This is a genomic window from Nonomuraea sp. NPDC049709 (assembly GCF_040674815.1).
Taxonomy (GTDB): domain Bacteria; phylum Actinomycetota; class Actinomycetes; order Streptosporangiales; family Streptosporangiaceae; genus Nonomuraea.
This window is the reverse complement of record NZ_JBFANM010000103.1, coordinates 1-17,305: the sequence shown is the minus strand read 5'-3', so window position 1 is coordinate 17,305 and position 17,305 is coordinate 1. Positions and strand designations below refer to the sequence as shown.

The 17,305-nt window shown below is 71.2% G+C and carries 13 protein-coding genes; 3 read left to right on the top strand and 10 right to left on the bottom strand.

The genetic code is table 11. The features are described from left to right. Positions 1–13: 13 nt before the first annotated feature. On the top strand, positions 14–877 hold the full coding sequence (locus tag AB0J69_RS54405; RefSeq protein WP_364135667.1) for an AraC family transcriptional regulator: 864 nt from the start codon (positions 14–16) through the stop codon (positions 875–877). 5 nt (positions 878–882) lie between these two features. Here AB0J69_RS54405 and AB0J69_RS54400 read toward each other — a convergent pair whose 3' ends face one another. The 6 genes from AB0J69_RS54400 to AB0J69_RS54375 form a co-directional block, all read right to left on the bottom strand. Further along, on the bottom strand, positions 883–3,018 hold the full coding sequence (locus AB0J69_RS54400; RefSeq protein ID WP_364135664.1) for an alpha-galactosidase: 2,136 nt from the start codon (positions 3,016–3,018) through the stop codon (positions 883–885). Between the two features lie 32 nt (positions 3,019–3,050). Further along, entirely contained in the window at positions 3,051–3,914 is an 864-nt protein-coding gene (locus AB0J69_RS54395; protein WP_364135661.1) for a carbohydrate ABC transporter permease, read from the bottom strand. Next, positions 3,907–4,842 carry a sugar ABC transporter permease gene (locus AB0J69_RS54390; RefSeq protein ID WP_364135658.1) on the bottom strand — a complete coding sequence of 312 codons (936 nt, stop codon included), beginning with the start codon at positions 4,840–4,842 and terminating at the stop codon, positions 3,907–3,909. The genes AB0J69_RS54395 and AB0J69_RS54390 overlap by 8 nt, the downstream gene beginning before the upstream one ends. Beyond that, entirely contained in the window at positions 4,839–6,095 is a 1,257-nt protein-coding gene (locus tag AB0J69_RS54385; protein ID WP_364135655.1) for a sugar ABC transporter substrate-binding protein, read from the bottom strand. Before AB0J69_RS54385 ends, AB0J69_RS54390 begins: the two co-directional genes overlap by 4 nt. A 43-nt stretch (positions 6,096–6,138) precedes the next feature. Next, the gene (locus AB0J69_RS54380; RefSeq protein ID WP_364135652.1) at positions 6,139–8,724 is read right to left on the bottom strand and encodes a glycoside hydrolase family 97 catalytic domain-containing protein; all 2,586 of its coding nucleotides are present in this window, start codon (positions 8,722–8,724) and stop codon (positions 6,139–6,141) included. An 82-nt stretch (positions 8,725–8,806) separates the two neighbouring features. After that, positions 8,807–11,314 (bottom strand): glycoside hydrolase family 97 catalytic domain-containing protein, encoded by a 2,508-nt coding sequence (locus tag AB0J69_RS54375; protein WP_364135649.1) that lies wholly within the window; start codon positions 11,312–11,314, stop codon positions 8,807–8,809. Between the two features lie 359 nt (positions 11,315–11,673). Between AB0J69_RS54375 and AB0J69_RS54370 the strand changes: the two genes are divergently transcribed. After that, positions 11,674–12,045, top strand: a complete 372-nt coding sequence (locus tag AB0J69_RS54370; protein ID WP_364135646.1) for a nuclear transport factor 2 family protein — start codon at positions 11,674–11,676, stop codon at positions 12,043–12,045. Position 12,046: 1 nt separating this feature from the next. Here the strand turns inward: AB0J69_RS54370 and AB0J69_RS54365 are convergent, their stop codons facing one another. Beyond that, positions 12,047–12,715, bottom strand: coding sequence for a response regulator transcription factor (locus AB0J69_RS54365; RefSeq protein ID WP_364135643.1), 669 nt, complete (start codon positions 12,713–12,715; stop codon positions 12,047–12,049). A gap of 364 nt (positions 12,716–13,079) precedes the next feature. On the opposite strand from AB0J69_RS54365, the gene AB0J69_RS54360 reads away from it, so the two are divergent. Then, positions 13,080–13,913 (top strand): DUF817 domain-containing protein, encoded by an 834-nt coding sequence (locus AB0J69_RS54360; protein ID WP_364135640.1) that lies wholly within the window; start codon positions 13,080–13,082, stop codon positions 13,911–13,913. Positions 13,914–13,970: 57 nt separating this feature from the next. Here AB0J69_RS54360 and katG read toward each other — a convergent pair whose 3' ends face one another. The 3 genes from katG to AB0J69_RS54345 all read right to left on the bottom strand — a co-directional run bounded on the left by katG (position 13,971) and on the right by AB0J69_RS54345 (position 17,191). Further along, complete coding sequence (katG, locus tag AB0J69_RS54355; protein WP_364135637.1) at positions 13,971–16,205, bottom strand: catalase/peroxidase HPI; 2,235 nt, start codon at positions 16,203–16,205, stop codon at positions 13,971–13,973. Between the two features lie 33 nt (positions 16,206–16,238). Then, positions 16,239–16,676, bottom strand: a complete 438-nt coding sequence (locus tag AB0J69_RS54350; protein ID WP_364135634.1) for a Fur family transcriptional regulator — start codon at positions 16,674–16,676, stop codon at positions 16,239–16,241. Between the two features lie 185 nt (positions 16,677–16,861). Beyond that, the gene (locus AB0J69_RS54345; protein ID WP_364135631.1) at positions 16,862–17,191 is read right to left on the bottom strand and encodes an AzlD domain-containing protein; all 330 of its coding nucleotides are present in this window, start codon (positions 17,189–17,191) and stop codon (positions 16,862–16,864) included. Between the last annotated feature and the right edge of the window lie 114 nt (positions 17,192–17,305).

The following is a 17,305-nucleotide window of genomic DNA, read 5'->3' as shown; positions in this document are numbered from 1 at the left end:
CCATACTGGCTCGATGCCGATCCAGGAAGGGTTCCGCAACCAGCGGCTGACGGTCGTGCCGCGCCGGGTCGTCGCGGAGGCCAACTCGCGGCCGGTGACCCGGCGGCTCATGGTGACGGACACCGGCTACTACCCGGTCGCCGCGGATCACCTGATGAACCGGCCTCATGGCATCGAGGAGGCCGTTCTCATCCTGTGCGCGGCCGGCACGGGGTGGGCCAGCATCGAAGGCGTGCAATACCGCGTCGGGTCGAACGCGGCGCTGCTGATCCCGCGCGGCACCCCGCACGCCTACGGCGCGTCAGCCGACACCCCCTGGACGATCTGGTGGTGTCATCTCCGCGGCACCGACCTGCCCGAGCTGATCGAGGCGGTCGGCGCCGGGCCGTCCCGGCCGGTGATCTCCGTCCGGCGGCTCGACCGGGCCGTCGCGCTGCTCGACGAGATCGTCACCATCCTGGAGCGCGACCACTCACCCGCCAGCCTGATGGGCGCGGCCGGCGCCGCGTGGAAGCTGCTCACCCAGATCGTGGCCGACCGCGCCATGCCGGCGCCGGGCGATCCGTTGCAGCGCGCGATGGCCTACCTGGCCGAGCGGCTGGACAGCACCGTGCGCGTCGCGGACCTGGCCGCGCTGGTCGGCGTCTCGCCCTCCCATCTGAGCGCGCTGTTCCGCCGGGCCACCGGAGGCGGGGTGCTCGCCCACCACACGGCACTGCGGATGGCGCAGGCGCGCAACCTCCTCGACACCACCGACGCGACCATCGCCGACATCGCCCGCGAGGTCGGCTACCCCGACCCGTTCTACTTCTCCCGTCACTTCAGGCGGATGCACGAGGCCAGCCCCACCGAATACCGCAACCGGGCGAAGGGCTGAGCGGCCTACGACGCCGTCACCCGCAGCAGCACCGACCGGTCCACGTCCAGGGACGGCGCCTCGACGCCGACGAGCCGCAGCGCCCGCCCCGACAGGGAGACGCCCGAGCGCTGCCAGGGCGGGAGCACGGCTCCCGCGGCGGGAGCCGACCCGGGATGGACGGCCTCGACGGTGTAGTGGCGCGCGTCGTCCAGCCCGGGGAACCGGATCCGGCCCGGAGGCCACGTCGCCGGGCGTTCGACGACGCTGAACGCGTAGAGCGCCTCGGAGCGGTCGCCCGACACGACCCCCTCCAGCCGGTACGCCGCGTCCGCGAGGTCGGCGTGCACCACCTCGCCCGTGTGCAGCAGGGCCCGGTGCTCCTTGTGGAAGGCGACCCACCGCGCCAGCGCCGCGCGCGTCCCGTCGTCGGCGGTGAGCAGGTTCGTCTCGATCCCCAGGTGACCCCACAGCGCCTTCTCCGCTCGGTAGTCGAGCGGGTGGGTCCGGTGGGTGGTGTGCGACTCCTCGGCCCCGATGTGCGTGCCCTGCAGCTCCGGCGGGACCAGCAGGCCCGTCCAGCGCTGGATCTCCAGCCGCTCGTGCGGGTCGTTGCAGTCGCTCGGCCACACCCGGTCGGTGAGCTCCAGCACGCCGAGGTCGACGCGGCCCCCTCCGCTGGCGCACGACTCGATCTCCAGCCCCGGGTGGGCGGCCTTGAGCTGCGCCATCAACCGGTACGCCTGCTGGACCTGGGTGCGCACGCCCGGCCGGCCGTCGGGGACGTGGCCGGCGTCGAGCAGGTACCGGTTGTGGTCCCACTTGATGTAGGCGATGCCGAGCGAGCCGACGAGCTCGCTCATCCGCTCGAACAGGTAGGCGTACGCGCCGGGATGGCCGAGGTCGAGCACGTGCTGGTGCCGGGAGGGCAGGCCGGGGCCGTGGCCCGCGTCGAAGATCCACTCCGGGTGGCGGCGGGCCAGGTCGGAGTCCAGGTTGACCATCTCCGGCTCGAACCAGAGGCCGAAGTCCATCCCGAGCTCGCGTACCCGGTCGGCGAGCGGCTGGAGGCCCTTCGGCCAGACGGCCGGGTCGACCGTCCAGTCGCCGAGCGAGCTGGTGTCGTCGCGGCGGCCCAGGAACCATCCGTCGTCGAGCACGAACCGTTCGGCGCCCAGCTCGGCGCCCCGTTCGGCGAGTTCGAGCAGGGTGTCGAGGTCGTGCCGGAAGTAGACGGCCTCCCAGGTGTTCAGCACCACGGGCCGGGGCGCGCGCGGATGGCGCGGCCGGGACCTCAGGTGCCGGTGGAAGCGGGCGGCGAGCTCGTCCAGGCCCACCCCCCACGACCCGTACTGCCACGGGCTCCGGAACTCCTCGCCTTGCCCGAGCACCACCTCCCCCGGCAGCAGCAGCTCTCCCGCGGCGAGGTGCCTGGTGCCCGCCGGGGTCAGCTCGGCGGCGAGCACCTGGTTGCCGCTCCACGCGAGGTGGGTGGCCCACACCGTCCCGTGCCGGAAGCCGAACCCGCTCTCGCCGGCGACCAGCAGCAGGGTGTGCTCCAGGCCCGGCTTGCCGCCCCGCGAGGCCCGCACCCACTCCCCCACCCTGAACGGGCGGCGCTGCGGCACCCGTTCGAGCGCCCAGCGGCCGGTCAGGTCGAGGATCTCCGTCGCGTCCGACGGCACCGGCAGCGCCAATTCGAGGGAGCCGACACGGTACGGCTGCGCCGCGTCGTTCCTGATCCGGGCCCGCTGCCGGACGAGTCCGCTGGATCCGAGCACCTGGATCTCGATGTCGATCGCCAGGCCGTACTCGGGGTCGTGCGCCGAGGTGCGCAGCACGGGCCCCTCAGGGGTGTCGCCGGCCTCGTGCGTCGCCTCGCGGAAGAAGGGTGCCCAGCGGCGGCCGTCGCTGTCCCCGACCAGGCCCGGGCGGCCGAGCCAGCCCTCCGTGAGCTGGGGCAGCACCGGGACGGGCTGGGGGTAGGTGACCGCGCTGTCGCCGATGGCGGGCAGCGCCGCACGATGGAGGTCCGCCAGGGCGGCGTCGCCGAGCTCGCCGAGGTCCGGCCCCCAGTGCAGGATGCGCGGCAGCCGCCCGCCGTCGACGGCGACGACGAGGCTGGTGCCTCCGGCGCGCAGGTGGATGGGTGTGTCGTTCATAGGTCAGTCGCAATCCCGTTGTGGGTGTCCCGTCATCCCTTGAGCCCGCTGTTCGCGATGCCCGCGAAGAACTGGCGCTGCAGCAGCAGGAAGACGATCACGAGAGGTATCGAGCACACGAGCGCGCCCGCCATCAGGGTGGGGTAGTCGGTGCCGAACTGTCCCTGCAGGCCGGCGAGCCCCACCGGCAGCGGCCGGTTGTCCCCGGACGGCGACACGATGAGCGGCCAGAGCAGGTCGTTCCACGAGTAGAGCCCGGTCAGCACGGTCAGGGCGGCGAGCATCGGCTTGGCCATGGGGAGCATGACGTACCAGAAGATCTGGAACGGGTTGGCGCCGTCGAGCCGGGCCGCCTCCTCGTAGTCCTTGGGCATGTTGAGGAAGGCCTGGCGCATCAGGAAGGTGCCGAAGGCCGAGAACAGGCCCGGGATCGCCAGGGCCGGCAGGGTGTCCAGCAGCTGCAGGTCGCGGATCAGCTGGTACTGGCCGATCAGGAACAGCTGGCTGGGCACCATCAGCATGGCGATGAACAGGCCGAACAGCACGCCGCTGCCGCGGAACGGCATGCGCGCGAAGGCGTACCCGGCCAGCGCCGCGACGGAGACCTGCCCGATGACCCGCAGCACCAGCGAGCCGACGGAGACCCCGAACATCGACCAGAACGGCACCGTCGAGAAGAACGTCTCGAACGAGTGCAGGCTGAACTCGGCCGGGAGCACCGTCGGCGGAACCCTGCTGACCTCGGCGGTCGTCTTGAAGACGGTGAGGATCTGCCAGACGAACGGCACCACCATGATCACGGACGCGACGATCAGGATCGCGTGGATCGGCCAGGTGGCGGTCGGTTTCTCGCGCCGCCGCGTACGTGGCGGGCGGCGGGCGGCGGACTCAGCCATAGAACACCCAGGATTTCTGAAGACGGAACTGCAGAGCCGTGGCGATCATGATCACGATGAGCAGCACGATCGCGATCGAGGCGCCGTAGCCCTGGTCGAACTGCACGAACGCCTTCTCGTAGAACAGGTAGACGATCGTCTTCGAGTCGGCGAGCGCGGTGTTGTTCACGCTGCGCAGCATGATGAAGATCAGGTCGAACATCTGCAGTGCGGCGATCACGGTGAGGATCGTGACGAAGAAGATGCTCGGGCTGAGCAGCGGCACGGTGATGTGGAAGAACTGCCGGACGCGACCGGCGCCGTCGAGCGCGGACGCCTCGTAGACGGCCTTCGGGATCGCCTGCAGCCCGGCGCCCAGGATGATCAGGTTGATGCCCAGGCCCATCCAGATGCCGACGACGCCGAACGCGTAGATCGTGAACCGGGGGTCGGCCACCCAGTACTGGCCGTCGATGCCGAACCACGACAGCACGTAGTTGAGCAGCCCGAAGTCGCCGTTGTAGATGAAGCGCCAGACCATGCCGACGGCGACGGGCAGGGTGACGACCGGCAGGAAGAAGAGCACCCGGTAGATCGTGCGTCCCCGGCCGGCCTGCTCGATCAGCGCGGCCAGCGCGACCGCCAGGGGGATGCCGAGCAGCACGATCACCGTGTAGAGCGCGGAGTTCCCGAACGCCTCCCAGACCTCGCCGTCACCGAGCAGGGTCCGGTAGTTGTCGGTGCCCACGAACGTGGCGGGCCCGAACGCCGGGACGTCCTGGAAGCTCTTGACCAGCGTGGACAGGAACGGCCACAGGTAGAGGGCGACCAGGCCGATCGTGGCGGGGGCGATGAACGCGAGCGACCACCACACGCTGGGACGGGTACCGCCCGTGCGGCGGCCGGCCGGCCGCCGCACGGGCTCGCTTGCCACTTCTTGGTGCGTCATTTCTTGGCGAGCACCTGGTTGACGGCGTCCTGATACTCCTTCGCCGCCGTCTCGACGGGCTTGGCGCCCTCCCAGGCCGGGCCCAGGTACTGCGCCGCGAGGCCCTGCCACTCGGCGGTGTTCCCCGCGACCGGGATCGGGACGCTGTAGTCGATGGCGTCGATGAAGATCTGCAGGTCGAAGTCCGGCATCGCCTTGAGCCACGGCTCCTGGGTCCCCTTGTACGCGGGGAGCACCGTGCCGGTGGCAGCCTGGATCTCGGCGGCCTTGACACCGCCGAGGAAGGCGAGGAACTTCTTGAGCTCCTCCGGGTGCTTGCTGCCCGCGTACCCGGCGTTGCCGATGCCGCTGGTGACGGTGGCCCGCTTGACGCCCTTCGGCAGCGGCGCCACGTTGATCTTGCCCTTCAGGTCGGCGTTCTTGTGGAACCGCAGTGCCCAGTACGCGCCGGAGAAGTACATGGCGACCTTCTGGCTCTCGAACATCGACACCGCCTCGGTGTCCGACAGCTGCTTCAGCGTCGGCGACGAACCGGCCGCCTGGAGGTCGGTCCAGAACTTCAGGCCGGCCACCGCCGCCGGGCCGGCGAAGTCGGAGGCCGTGCCGTCCGCGTTGATGATGGTGCCGCCGGCCTGCAGGATCGTGTTGTAGTAGCCGCCCTGCGGGTCTATCGGCGCGGCGATGCCCCACACGCCCTTGGCCGGGTCGGTCAGCTTCTTGGCCGCGTCCTGGACCTCTTTCCAGCCCCAGGTGTCATCGGGGTACTTGACGCCGGCCGCGTCGAAGAGCGCCTTGTTGTACCAGATGCCGTTGGTGTCGAAGTCCTTCGGCAGCGCGAAGGTCTTGCCCTCGTAGGTGTAGGAGTCGGTGACGGCCTTGGGGTAGGCGCCCAGGTCGATCCCGGCGGACTTCACCGTGCCGGACAGGTCGATCAGCGCGCCGCCCTTGGCGTACTCGCGGAAGTGGTCGGCGAGCATCCAGAACGCGTCCGGCGCGGTGCCGCCGGCCACGCCGACCTGGAGGGTCGACCAGTACTCGGGCCACGGCAGCGTCTGGATCTTGACGGTGATGTTCGGGTTCTGCTTCTGGAACTCGGCGGCGATCTGCTCCATCGCCGGGGTCTGGTCCTCGCTCCAGTTCGCGTAGGTGAGGGTGACCTTCTCGTTCGACGTGCCGCCGGATCCGCCCGAGCAGGCGGTGAGGAGGGTCGCCGCCACGGCCATGGCCATGGCTGCCGTCCATTTGCGCTTCATGATCTTCCTCTGCACTTGTGCGCCGGTCCTCGTCGGCCGGGGGTTAGCGGTTGACGGATGTGACGTGGACGGTGGTGTCGACCCAGTCGACATGCACGCCCGCGTCGTCGGGACCGGCGGCTTCGCTGCGCAGGCACAGCGTACGGACCCCCTGAACCGCCAGGTCGAAGGTGGTGACGGGTTTGCCCGCCGCGACGACGGCGGCGAAGATCTCGCGGTCGTCCGCGAGGACGCTGACCCGCGCCCGCCCCGTGGACTCGTCGTCGACGCCGACCGCGCCGGTGCACGACTCGGCTCGTCCGCCCAGGTGGAAATGGGCCTCCGAGTACGGCGCCGTGCCGAGGCCGCGCTCGAACTCCTGCCCGGCCACGCGCATCGGCCCGCCGTCGCCGGGGTTGCCCCCGCCGTTCGACTGGTCACGCTCGACGGGGCCGTCCTCGTTGACGAACTCGATCATCGGCAGGTCCGACATCGCGTACCGGCCGGCCGTCAGCGGGGAGACGACGCGCGCGTGCGCGACGACGGGGACCACGCCGTCGCCGTCCCGCTCGACCGTCACCACCCCGAGCCGTCCGGGCCGCAGCCCCGCCCCCGGACGAACGGCCCAGCGGATCTCGGCGGCGCCGCCGTCGGCCGGGTTGGGGTCGGCGGACGAGTGCGGGGCGGCGGACGGGTGCGGGGCGGTGACGCGGTCGGCGGTCCAGCCTGCGGGCAGGCGCAGCCGTGCGCCGGCGTCCGTCGTGATCAGCGCGGTCCCGTCCGCGCCGACCTCGGCGACGGACGGGTGCACCGCGGGGGCGGGGTGGTGCGGCCGGGGCGCGGCCCGGAAGACGTCCGCGCCCGCCGGCGCCACGATGGCGGCGAAGCCCCCGTCCCGGGCCACGGCGACCTCGACGGCGTCCGTGCCGGTCACGGTCGTCTCCATGAGGCCGAGCGCCGGTGAGGAGTCGCCCGCGTCCGGCGCCGGCGAGGCGTCGCCCACGATCCACACCTGGGCGTCCGGGCCCGTTCCGAGCCGGTCCAGCGGCACGTGGATCACGCGTGCCTCGCCGGTGGCGATCCCGCCGACGAACCACCGGTCGCCGGCGCGGCGGGCGATCACCGCGTGCGTGTCGGGGTCGCCCGCCAGCAGCACCGTCTCGTCCCAGACCGGCGCCAGCTCCGCGAGGAACCGCGCCGCGAGCGGACGCGCCATGTAGGCGTCGACGTGGTCGGCGAAGTGGGTGATCCCGCACTCGAACGCCACCGACAGCCCCAGCTCATGGCCGTCACTGGTGGTGCGGCCCGCGGCGCCGAAGGCGACCGGCGTGGCGTCCATCGCCCCGACGATGTTGCGGGTGAACGGCTGGATGACGTTGTGGGCCGCGGTGAGCGCCTGGTTCTCGAAGAAGACGTAGTATTCGGCCCCGCGGATCGCCTCGTACCCGATGACCTGCGGGAACGTACGCATCCAGCCGCGCGGGATCACCGAGCCGTGGAAGTTCACCATCAGGCCGAGCCGCGCGGATTCGGTGAGGATCGTGTCGTACCAGCGATAGCGGTCCTTCGACTCCGACTCCATGAAGTCGACCTTGATCCCGGCCACGCCCCAGGAGCGCCACAGCGCCAGCTTGCGCAGGTCCTCGGGACTGTTGAGGTCGCGCCAGATCGTCCACAGGTGCACCTGGATCCCGCGCCGGCTCGCGTACGCGACGATCTCCGGCACCCACGTCTCCTCCCACCCGCAGTCGATGAGCAGGTGCTCCCAGCCGAGCTCGGCGGCGACGTCCACGAAGTGCCGCTGCTTGGCCAGCTGGGCGCCCGAGTAGAAGTCGGACCACCACGACCAGGCGGCGCGGCCGGGCCGCACCCAGGTCGCGCCGGCCAGCTCGGGTGCGACGGCCGGCGCCAGCTCCTCGACGAACAGGGAGGACACGAGCTCGGCGAGAGGGCCGACGAGGAAGACGCGCCAGGGCGTCACGACGCCGCGGGCGACCTCGACCGACTCGTCGGCGAGGGTGAAGTGGAGCGTCCGGCCGCCCCCCGGCTCCGGCTCGCCCGCCCGTACGTGCGCGCCGGAGAAGCGGCCGTCGATCCCGGATTCGGTGATCAGGAGATGCGTCGTCCCGTCGAGGCGGGTGAGGAAGGGCAGCCCGTACGCGCCGCTCGCCAGCTCGGCGGTGTCCACGCCGGACCGCGGGGTCTCGTACCAGGTCTGGTAGTCGAGGACCCAGCTGCGCGAGCCCGCGGGGAGCGTGACGGCGGTGCGCTCGCCCGTGACGCGGGCGGTGCCGTCCAGCGCGGGCAGGGCGTAGCGGAGCGCCACCCCGTCGCGCCCGACGCGCAGGATGACCTGCCACTCGACGCCGCCGGCCGCGCGGAACGTGTACACGCTCTCCCGGTGCTCGTAGTCGTGCTCGCCGGCGGACTTGCCGGAGCGCAACGTGAACCGGTCGCCGACCGTACGCTCCGAGACGTGCCCGAGCTCCGCGTCCGTGCCCAGGTCGGTGCCGTCGACCGAGAACCCGAGCGGCACTCGGAGCAGCGCGTCGCCGCGGGTCACGGTCAGGCGCGCGCCCGTGTCCGGGTTGTCGATCCAGGCGTTCACCTCGCCCGCGGCCGTCCGGCGGGGGCGTACATCGTCGCTCAACACGTTCTCCATCACCGATCAGGGACGAATCCGAAATTTAAGGCAGGGGCCGGACTGATCCATCCGGTCCGGCCCCTGGGGGTCACATCACCACGTCGAGCGAGTCGACCGTCACCCCCGCCCCCGACGCGTCCTCGATCAGGATGGTGTTCGCGCCGGCGCTCAGGGGCAGCCCGACGGTCGCGGTGGCGGGGGCGTCGTTGCCGCCCGTCGCGTGCAGCGGCACCGTGACCGGCGTGCCGCCGTTGACCGCGACCTTGATCGACGCGGCGGCGGACGACGCGTAGTGGATCCGCACCGTCTTGTTGCCGGCGGAGGTGGCCTGGAACGGCACCGAGAGCGAGCCGGCCGCCAGACCGGACACCCCGTTGCCGCCCGAGCACCCGGAGCACGCGTCCACCACGGCGCCGCCCGCGCGGGTGTTCGCCGCCGCCTCGGCCTCGACCTCGCGGGAGATCGTCAGCGCGTCGATGTCCGGCGCGTAGGCCCCCGTGTTCAGGAACGTGATGGTGTTCGCCCCCGCGTTGAGCGGGACGTCGAGCGACCACTTGCCCACGTGCTCCCAGCTGCCGGAGTCCTTCACGTTCTCCGTCGCCACGGTGGTGCCGTTGACCTGGACCTGGACGGATCGCGGGTCACCCGAGGTGTAGGTGAAGGTCAGCCGGTGCGGGCCCGCCTGCGCGGCCGTCACGCCGTTGAACCGCACCGAGCCGCCGGACCCGATGTTGCCCACCTTCTGGCCGCCCGAACAGCCCTTGCACGGCTGGACGTCGGCCGCGCCGGCCCGGGTGTTGGCCGCGCTCTCCGCCTCGTACCGGCTGTCGCCCGTGCCGACCATGGCGAGGGGCTGCTTCGAGAGGTGGACGGAGACGCCGCCGGTCGCGATCATCGGCAGCGAGAGCGTGGACGCGCTCGTGACGGTCTGGGCCGACACGGTGAGCCGGCCGGAGGGGTCGTCGGCGAAGATCGTCGCCGTGTAGTTCCCGGAGCCGAGGAACGACAGCGGGACCGAGGCGGTCCTGGCCGGCGACGTCATCGCGCCGACGAACCAGTCGTCGCCGGAACGGCGCGCGACGGTCACGTGGTCCCCGGGGAAGCCCTCGACGACCTTCGTCTCGTCCCACACGGTCGGGATCGCGCGCATCAGGTGACGTCCGGCCCACTGCTCGTAGGCCGCGGCCGAGTCGGCGTAGTTGACCATCGCGGAGGTGAAGACGATGGCCTGGGCCAGCGAATGACCCTGGGTGAGGATGGACGCGTTCTCCGAGATCATCGTCGGCGTGTAGTCCATCCCGCCGAGCATGTTGCGGATGAAGGGATAGGTCACGTCCTGGCGGGCGGTCGTGGGCGGCGGATACAGGTAGTGCTCGGTGCCGGCGACGGCCTCCGAGGTCACCAGCCACGGCCAGGTACGGTTCTCACCGCCCGGCTTGGTGCTGCCGTGGAAGTTGAGCATCATCTCGTGGTTCGCCGCCGCCTGGCCGATCGACTGGTACCAGCCCATCGACTTCTGCGAGTCGCTGAGGAAGAAGTCCACCTTGAGGCCGTCGATGCCGTAGCCCTTGTGCTCGGCCATCAGGGCCTCGGCGTCCGCCGGGTCGGCGAACGGCTCGGCGGTGACCCAGGCGAACATCTTCACGCCGCGCTGCTTGGCGTAGGCAGCGATCGCCGGCAGGTCGGTGGTGCGGTTGTAGCAGCAGTCCATGGTCACGTACTCGAAGCCCATGGACTCGGCGAAGTCGACGTACTCCTTCTGCTTGTCGAGATCGCTCGCGCTGTCGCCGTCGGCGTACCAGGACCACGCCGCGCGCCCCGGGCGGACCCAGGAGGCGTTCTCCGTTGCCGGGGGGTTGAGGTCCTGCACCAGGTCGGAGTTGTAGAGCGTGTCGAGGTTCCCGGCGATGATCGCCACCCGCCAGGGCGTCTGGAAGGGGTACGTCGCCGAGACGGGGAACGCCTGGTCCGGGGTCCGCTTGACGTTGAGCAGCCCGTCGCTCGCCCCGCTGCCCTTCAGCAGGGACGGCACGTAGGAGGCGTTCGCGTTCACCACCTGAGCCTCGGTGACGACGGTGAAGTAGGCGTTGTTGTCGATCGAGGCCAGCAGCGGCATCGTCAGCTCCGTGCCGGAGTTGAGCTGGGCCGCGTTGCGGTAGGTGTAGTCCTGCTCGTAGTTCGCGTTCCACGGGGCCGCCCAGCCGCCGGCCGTCGCGGGCAGGCGGAACCCGCTGGTCTCGTCCGTGATCGTCACCGGGCCGCTGCCCGGCAACCGGTAGCGGTAGGCGATGCCGTCGTCGTAGGCGCGGATCACCAGCTCCAGCGTCTGGCCGCTCTTCGCGTAACGGAGGACCAGCTCGTTGGCGTGGTCGCGGTAGGAGGGCTTGGTGCCCGCGGGCAACGAGTAGGTGGTGTCGATCGTGGTGCGGGCCTCGCTGACGTAGCTCAGCCCGGACCGCAGATCGGCCGCCGAGGTGGCGATGCCCAGCGGGGAGTCGCCGAAGACCTGCGTGGTCCCGGCGGTCACCGCGTACGTCAGGGCGCCTGCCGCCTGCTCGGTGAGGGTGAAGGTGATCAGTCCGTTGGGTGAGCTCACGCTGCGAGTGGTGAGCGCGAGCGCAGGGGGTGCGGCGAGCAGGGACACCAGCATCCCCAGTACGGCGGCTACGGCTAACGCCGCTGGGCGCCGCCTTCCTACCCTTCCCGACATGTGGCCTCCGGTGGCTTCACTAGACAGATACACACGGGTGAGCCAAACTATGCGCCCCGCTGAGCGCGCCCGGAATGGTCGAACCGTTGGACTACCTGGACAATCCGACTGCGTGAACGGTCGGCATCGGGTTGCGGTGCCCGCCCGCGGGTGCCGCCCGCGCCGTAGCCTGTCAGGGCTGATCGGCCGCGGTCGGCGGGCTCGCCGAGCCTCTGTCGCCTGCGCCCTTCCGGGAGGAGCGTGCTGTGACCGGTGAGAGTGCTCACGTCCGTGCCGTCGACGCCTTCATCGCGGCGGCCAACGAGCGGGACGCGGCGCAACGGGCCACGTTGCTGGGCCAGGCGCTCGCGGCGGACGTGGTCTTCTGGGGGCCGCTGGGCCGGGGCGTCGGCCGCAAGGCCGTCGAGGGCTTCATCACCGAGGTGGTCCAGGGCCATCCGGCGGGCCCCTGCCGGATGATGCGCACCAGCCAGGTCGACGCGCCGGAGGAGTGGGCGCGGTTCGCCTGGTGCTTCACCGACGGCGACGGCCAGGTGCTGTTGACCGGCATGGACGTGGTGCACGTCAGGGCGGAGGGCGACATCGACGAGATCGTGGTCTTCGCCGGGCCCCTGTGACCTACGAGCCGCCGGGCCGCACCAGGCCGCTCTCGTAGGCCAGGATGACGAGCTGGACGCGATCGCGTACGTCGAGCTTGGCGATGGCCCTGGTGATGTGGGTCTTGGCGGTGAGCGGGCTGATGACCAGGCGCTCGGCGATCTCGTGGTTGGTGAGGCCGAGCGCCACGAGCTTGACCGCCTCCCGCTCCCGGGAGGTGAGAGCGTCCAGGCGCTGCCCCGCCCCGGGCGCGAGGTCCTGCCGGTGGGTGAACTGCTCGATGACGCGGCGGGTCACCCCCGGCGACAGGAGCGCGTCCCCGGCGGCGACGGCGGCGACCGCCCGGCGCAGCTCGGCGGGCTCGACCTCCTTGGTGAGGAAGCCGCTGGCCCCGGCGCGGAGCGCGGCGAAGACGTGCTCGTCGGTGTCGAACGTGGTGAGGATGATGACGCGGCAGCCGGGACCGGCCGGGCCGGTGCCGATGCGCCGGGTGGCGGTGATGCCGTCGGTGCCCGGCATGCGGATGTCCATGAGGACCACGTCGGGGCGGGTGCTCGCGGCCAGCCGTACGGCCTCGTCGCCGTCCTGGGCCTCGCCGACGACCGTGATGTCCCGCGAGCGGGCCAGCAGGCTGCGGAACCCGGCCCGTACGAGTGCCTGGTCGTCGGCGAGGAGCACCTTGATCGTCATGTCGCCGCGTGCTTGAGCGTGTTGGCGAGGGACTCCTGCACCACCCGGTAGACGGCGATGGACGGCATGGCCGGGACGTCCGCGGGGCCCCGGCCCCCAGGCTCAGCAGCCCGGCGGTCAGGCTCAGCCCGGCCGGCACAGTGATCGTTCTCTTGCCCATGGCGATTCCTCCGGTTCTCATGCCGGAACGGTAGAACCGGCCACGGCGGGCCCGCGTCGTCCGCTGAACGTCACCTGACCCTGCACCGTTCGCGGTACGCCTACACCAACGGGTGCAGGCCGCCACCGCGTGCCGCCCATTTCTGCACCCAACCTCGACGAACTCCGGCGAACCCCGCCGCGGTCCGGACGGTCGGATAAGGACGTGAGGTTCTTCACCGCCCAGATGTTCCGCTTCGCGTGGGCCGAGGCGAGGTCGTGCGCGTTCGCGGTCGCCATGTTCGCCGGTCTGGCCGCCTCGTCGGTCCTGCCGCTGCCGATCCCGCGCTATGACGCGCTGCTGCTCCACGCGGTGGCGGTGACGGTGGTCTTCCGCGCGTTGCGCTGGGAGAGCAACCAGGAGATCGCCGTCATCGCCGGGTTCGACCTGGTCGGGCTGGCCTTCGAGCTGGTCAAGGTACGGCTCGGGTCGTGGAGCTATCCGGAGGACGCCTACACGAAGGTCGGCGGGGTGCCGCTCTACAGCGGATTCCTCTACGCCGCCGTGGGCAGCTACGTCTGCTCGGCCTGGCGGATCTTCTCGCTGCGCCTGGTGGCCTACCGGACGGTGCCGGTGACGGTGGTGGCGCTGGCCGTCTACGTGAACTTCATCAGCCAGCACTGGTGGATCGACCTGCGGATCCCGCTGGCCCTCGCGCTCGTCGTGGTCACATGGGGGACGGTGGTGCACTTCACCGTGGGCGCGCACCGCTACCAGATGCCGCTGGCGCTGTCGCTCGTCCTCATCGGCTTCTTCCTGTGGGTGGCCGAGAACATCGCGACCTACCTCGGCGCCTGGCAGTACCCGTACCAGCGGGAGACCTGGCAGCTGGTCCACCCCGCCAAGTTCGGCGCCTGGGCACTGCTGGTCAGCGTCACGTTCGTGATGGTCGCCTCCTGGCAGGCGACCCGCGGACGCCTGCACCTGCCGGCCCGGGGCCGGCCCCGCGGCTGGGCGCTGCCGGTGCGCCGGGTCCCTCCACCGGCCGTCCGGCGGTGAGGTCCCGGAGCAGAGCGTCCGGGCCGGCCCGCCGTGGGCCGGCCCGGACGTCAGCGATCAGGCGCGCAGGTCGAACCGGTCGAGGTTCATCACCTTGTCCCATGCCGCGACGAAGTCGTTCACGAACTTCTCCTTCGCGTCATCGCTCGCGTAGACCTCGGCGAGCGCGCGGAGCTCGGAGTTCGAGCCGAAGACCAGGTCGGCGCGGGTGCCGGTCCACTTGACCTCGCCCGTGGCGGCGTCGCGGCCCTCGAACGTGTTCGCGTCGCCGGACGTCGCCGACCACGTCGTGCCCAGGTCGAGCAGGTTGACGAAGAAGTCGTTCGTCAGCGACCCGGGGGTCGTGGTGAAGACGCCGAGCGCCGACTGCTGGTGGTTGGCGCCCAGGACACGCAGGCCACCGACCAGGACCGTCATCTCGGGAGCGCTCAGGGTCAGCAGGTTCGCCTTGTCGAGCAGCAGGTATTCGGCCGGCAGCCGGTTGCCCTTCCCGAGGTAGTTGCGGAACCCGTCGGCGACCGGCTCGAGCGGGGCGAACGACTCCACGTCCGTCTGCTCCTGCAGCGCGTCCACGCGGCCCGGCGTGAAGGGGACCACCACGTCGTGGCCGGCGTTCCTGGCGGCCTGCTCGACGCCCGCGGCGCCGGCCAGCACGATCAGGTCGGCGAGCGAGACCTGCTTGCCGCCCGTCTGCGCGCCGTTGAACGCCTTCTGGATCCCCTCGAGGGTGCCCAGCGTCGTCGCCAGCCGGTCGGGGTCGTTGACCTCCCACCCGATCTGCGGCTGCAGGCGGATGCGGGCGCCGTTCGCGCCGCCGCGCTTGTCGCTGCCCCGGAAGGACGAGGCCGACGCCCACGCGGTGGACACGAGCTCGGACACCGACAGGCCCGAGGCGAGGATCTGGCTCTTCAGGGTGGCGACGTCCGCGGCGTCGATGAGCTCGTGCGTCACCGCCGGGAGCGGGTCCTGCCAGATCAGCACCTCGGACGGGACCTCCGGGCCGAGGTAGCGCACGATCGGGCCCATGTCGCGGTGGGTCAGCTTGTACCAGGCGCGGGCGAAGGCGTCCGCGAGCTCCTCGGGGTGCTCCAGCCAGCGCCGCGTGATCTGCTCGTAGATCGGGTCGAAGCGCATCGAGAGGTCGGTCGTCAGCATCGTCGGCGCGTGGCTCTTCGACGGGTCGTGCGCGTCGGGAACGGTGCCGGCGCCGGCGCCCTCCTTCGGCCGCCACTGGTGCGCGCCCGCGGGGCTCTTGAACAGCTCCCACTCGTAGCCGTAGAGGATCTCGAGGAAGGTGTTGTCCCAGGTGATCGGGGTGTTCGTCCAGATGCCCTCGAGGCCGCTGGTGATCGTGTCGCCGCCCTTGCCGGTGCCGAACGTGTTCCGCCAGCCCAGGCCCTGCTCCTCGATCGAGGCGGCCTCGGGGTCGGCGCCGACGTGGTCGGCCGGGCCCGCGCCGTGGGTCTTGCCGAAGGTGTGACCACCCACGATCAGGGCGGCCGTCTCCTCGTCGTTCATCGCCATCCGGTGGAACGTCTCGCGGATGTCGCGGGCCGCGGCGATCGGGTCGGGGTTGCCGTTCGGGCCCTCCGGGTTGACGTAGATGAGGCCCATCTGGACCGCGCCCAGGGGATTTTCCAGCTGGCGGTCACCGGTGTAGCGCTCGTCGCCGAGCCACGTGGTCTCGGGACCCCAGTAGACGTCCTCCTCGGCCTCCCAGACGTCCGGGCGGCCGCCGGCGAAGCCGAAGGTCTGGAAGCCCATGGACTCCAGGGCGACGTTGCCGGCCAGGATCAGCAGGTCGGCCCACGAGAGCTTCTGGCCGTACTTCTTCTTGACCGGCCACAGCAGGCGGCGGGCCTTGTCGAGGTTGGCGTTGTCCGGCCAGCTGTTGAGGGGGGCGAAGCGCTGCTGGCCCGCCCCGGCGCCGCCACGGCCGTCGCTGATGCGGTACGTGCCCGCGCTGTGCCAGGCCATCCGGATGATGAACGGGCCGTAGTGGCCGAAGTCGGCCGGCCACCAGTCCTGCGAGGTGGTCAGCACCTCCTCGATGTCCCGCTTCACGGCCGGGAGGTCGAGGCTCTTGAACGCCTCCGCGTAGTCGAAGTCCTCGCCCAGCGGGTTGGCCACGGCGGGGTTCTTCGCCAGGATCTTCAGATTGAGCCGCTCCGGCCACCACTGGCGGTTTCCACCGCCCTGGGTCGGGTGCGCGGCGCGCGTGTGCGCGACCGGGCAGCCTCCTCCGTCGTCCAGCTTCGCGTCGGTGACGATGGCATCGGGGTTCTCGGACATGGAATCTCTCCGGACTAGGGGGAAAACGGGTGCTCAGGAACTGAGTGCGGTGGAACAGTCGGGGCACAGGCCCCAGTAGATGACCTCGGCCTCGTCGATCGAGAAGCCGTGGTCGTCGGCCGCGTTCAGGCAGGGCGCGTGGCCGACCGCGCAGTCGACGTCGGCCACGGCACCGCATGAGCGGCACACGATGTGGTGGTGGTTGTCCCCGACGCGGCCCTCGAACCTGGCCGGGCTGCCGGCCGGTTCGATGCGGCGTACGAGTCCAGCCGCCGTCAGCGCGTGGAGGGCCTCGTAGACGGCTTGAAGGGAGATGTGGCCCACGCGTTCGCGCACCCCGGCGGCGATCGCCTCGACGTCGAGATGGTCACCGCCCCGGACGGTCTCGAGCAGCGCGACACGGGCGGCCGTCACTCTCAGGCCGACACCGCGCAGCTCCCCCGCGATGTTCGCTGTCCTGGGTGCGGTCATGCCGCCAAACCTACCTTCATAAACACGAACGATACAAGATAACGAATGCTCCAAGTCTTGCGCCACGCCGGGGGGCTCCGAACCGTCGTCCCAAGGCACAGTTACCGCACGGAGAAAGGCCGCCTCCGCAGGTCGGAAGCGGCCTTGCCCGTTGTCTTAGCGACTGATTGCCCGGGCGAAAATCTTCAGGCCTGCCAGAGGGTCGACAGCAGCACGTGCAGGCCGGTCGCGCCCAGAACGCTGACCACGGCGTTGCGTGTCTTCAGGTGCAGCCCGATCGCGACGACCAGCGACAGGCCCGTGGTCACGACGGTCGGCCAGGAGGTGGGGCTCACACCGCGCAGGGTGTAGAGGGCCAGGATCAGCATGAGACCCACGGGCATCTGGACGGCGAGGTACCGCAGGACGGCCGAGCGGCGCAGCGGGTTCAGCACGGCGAACGGCAGCGCGCGCAGGCCCCAGGTGACGGCGGTGCTGACGGCGACGACGGCGGCCAGGTAGAGCGGGGTGGGCACGGACGTCCTACCTCTCCGGGACGGTCGCGGTGAGCGCGGGGGTGGTGAGCACGGGGGTGGCGGGCGCAGGGGTCGCGGGCGCAGGGGTCGCGGGCGCAGGGGTCGCGGGCGCAG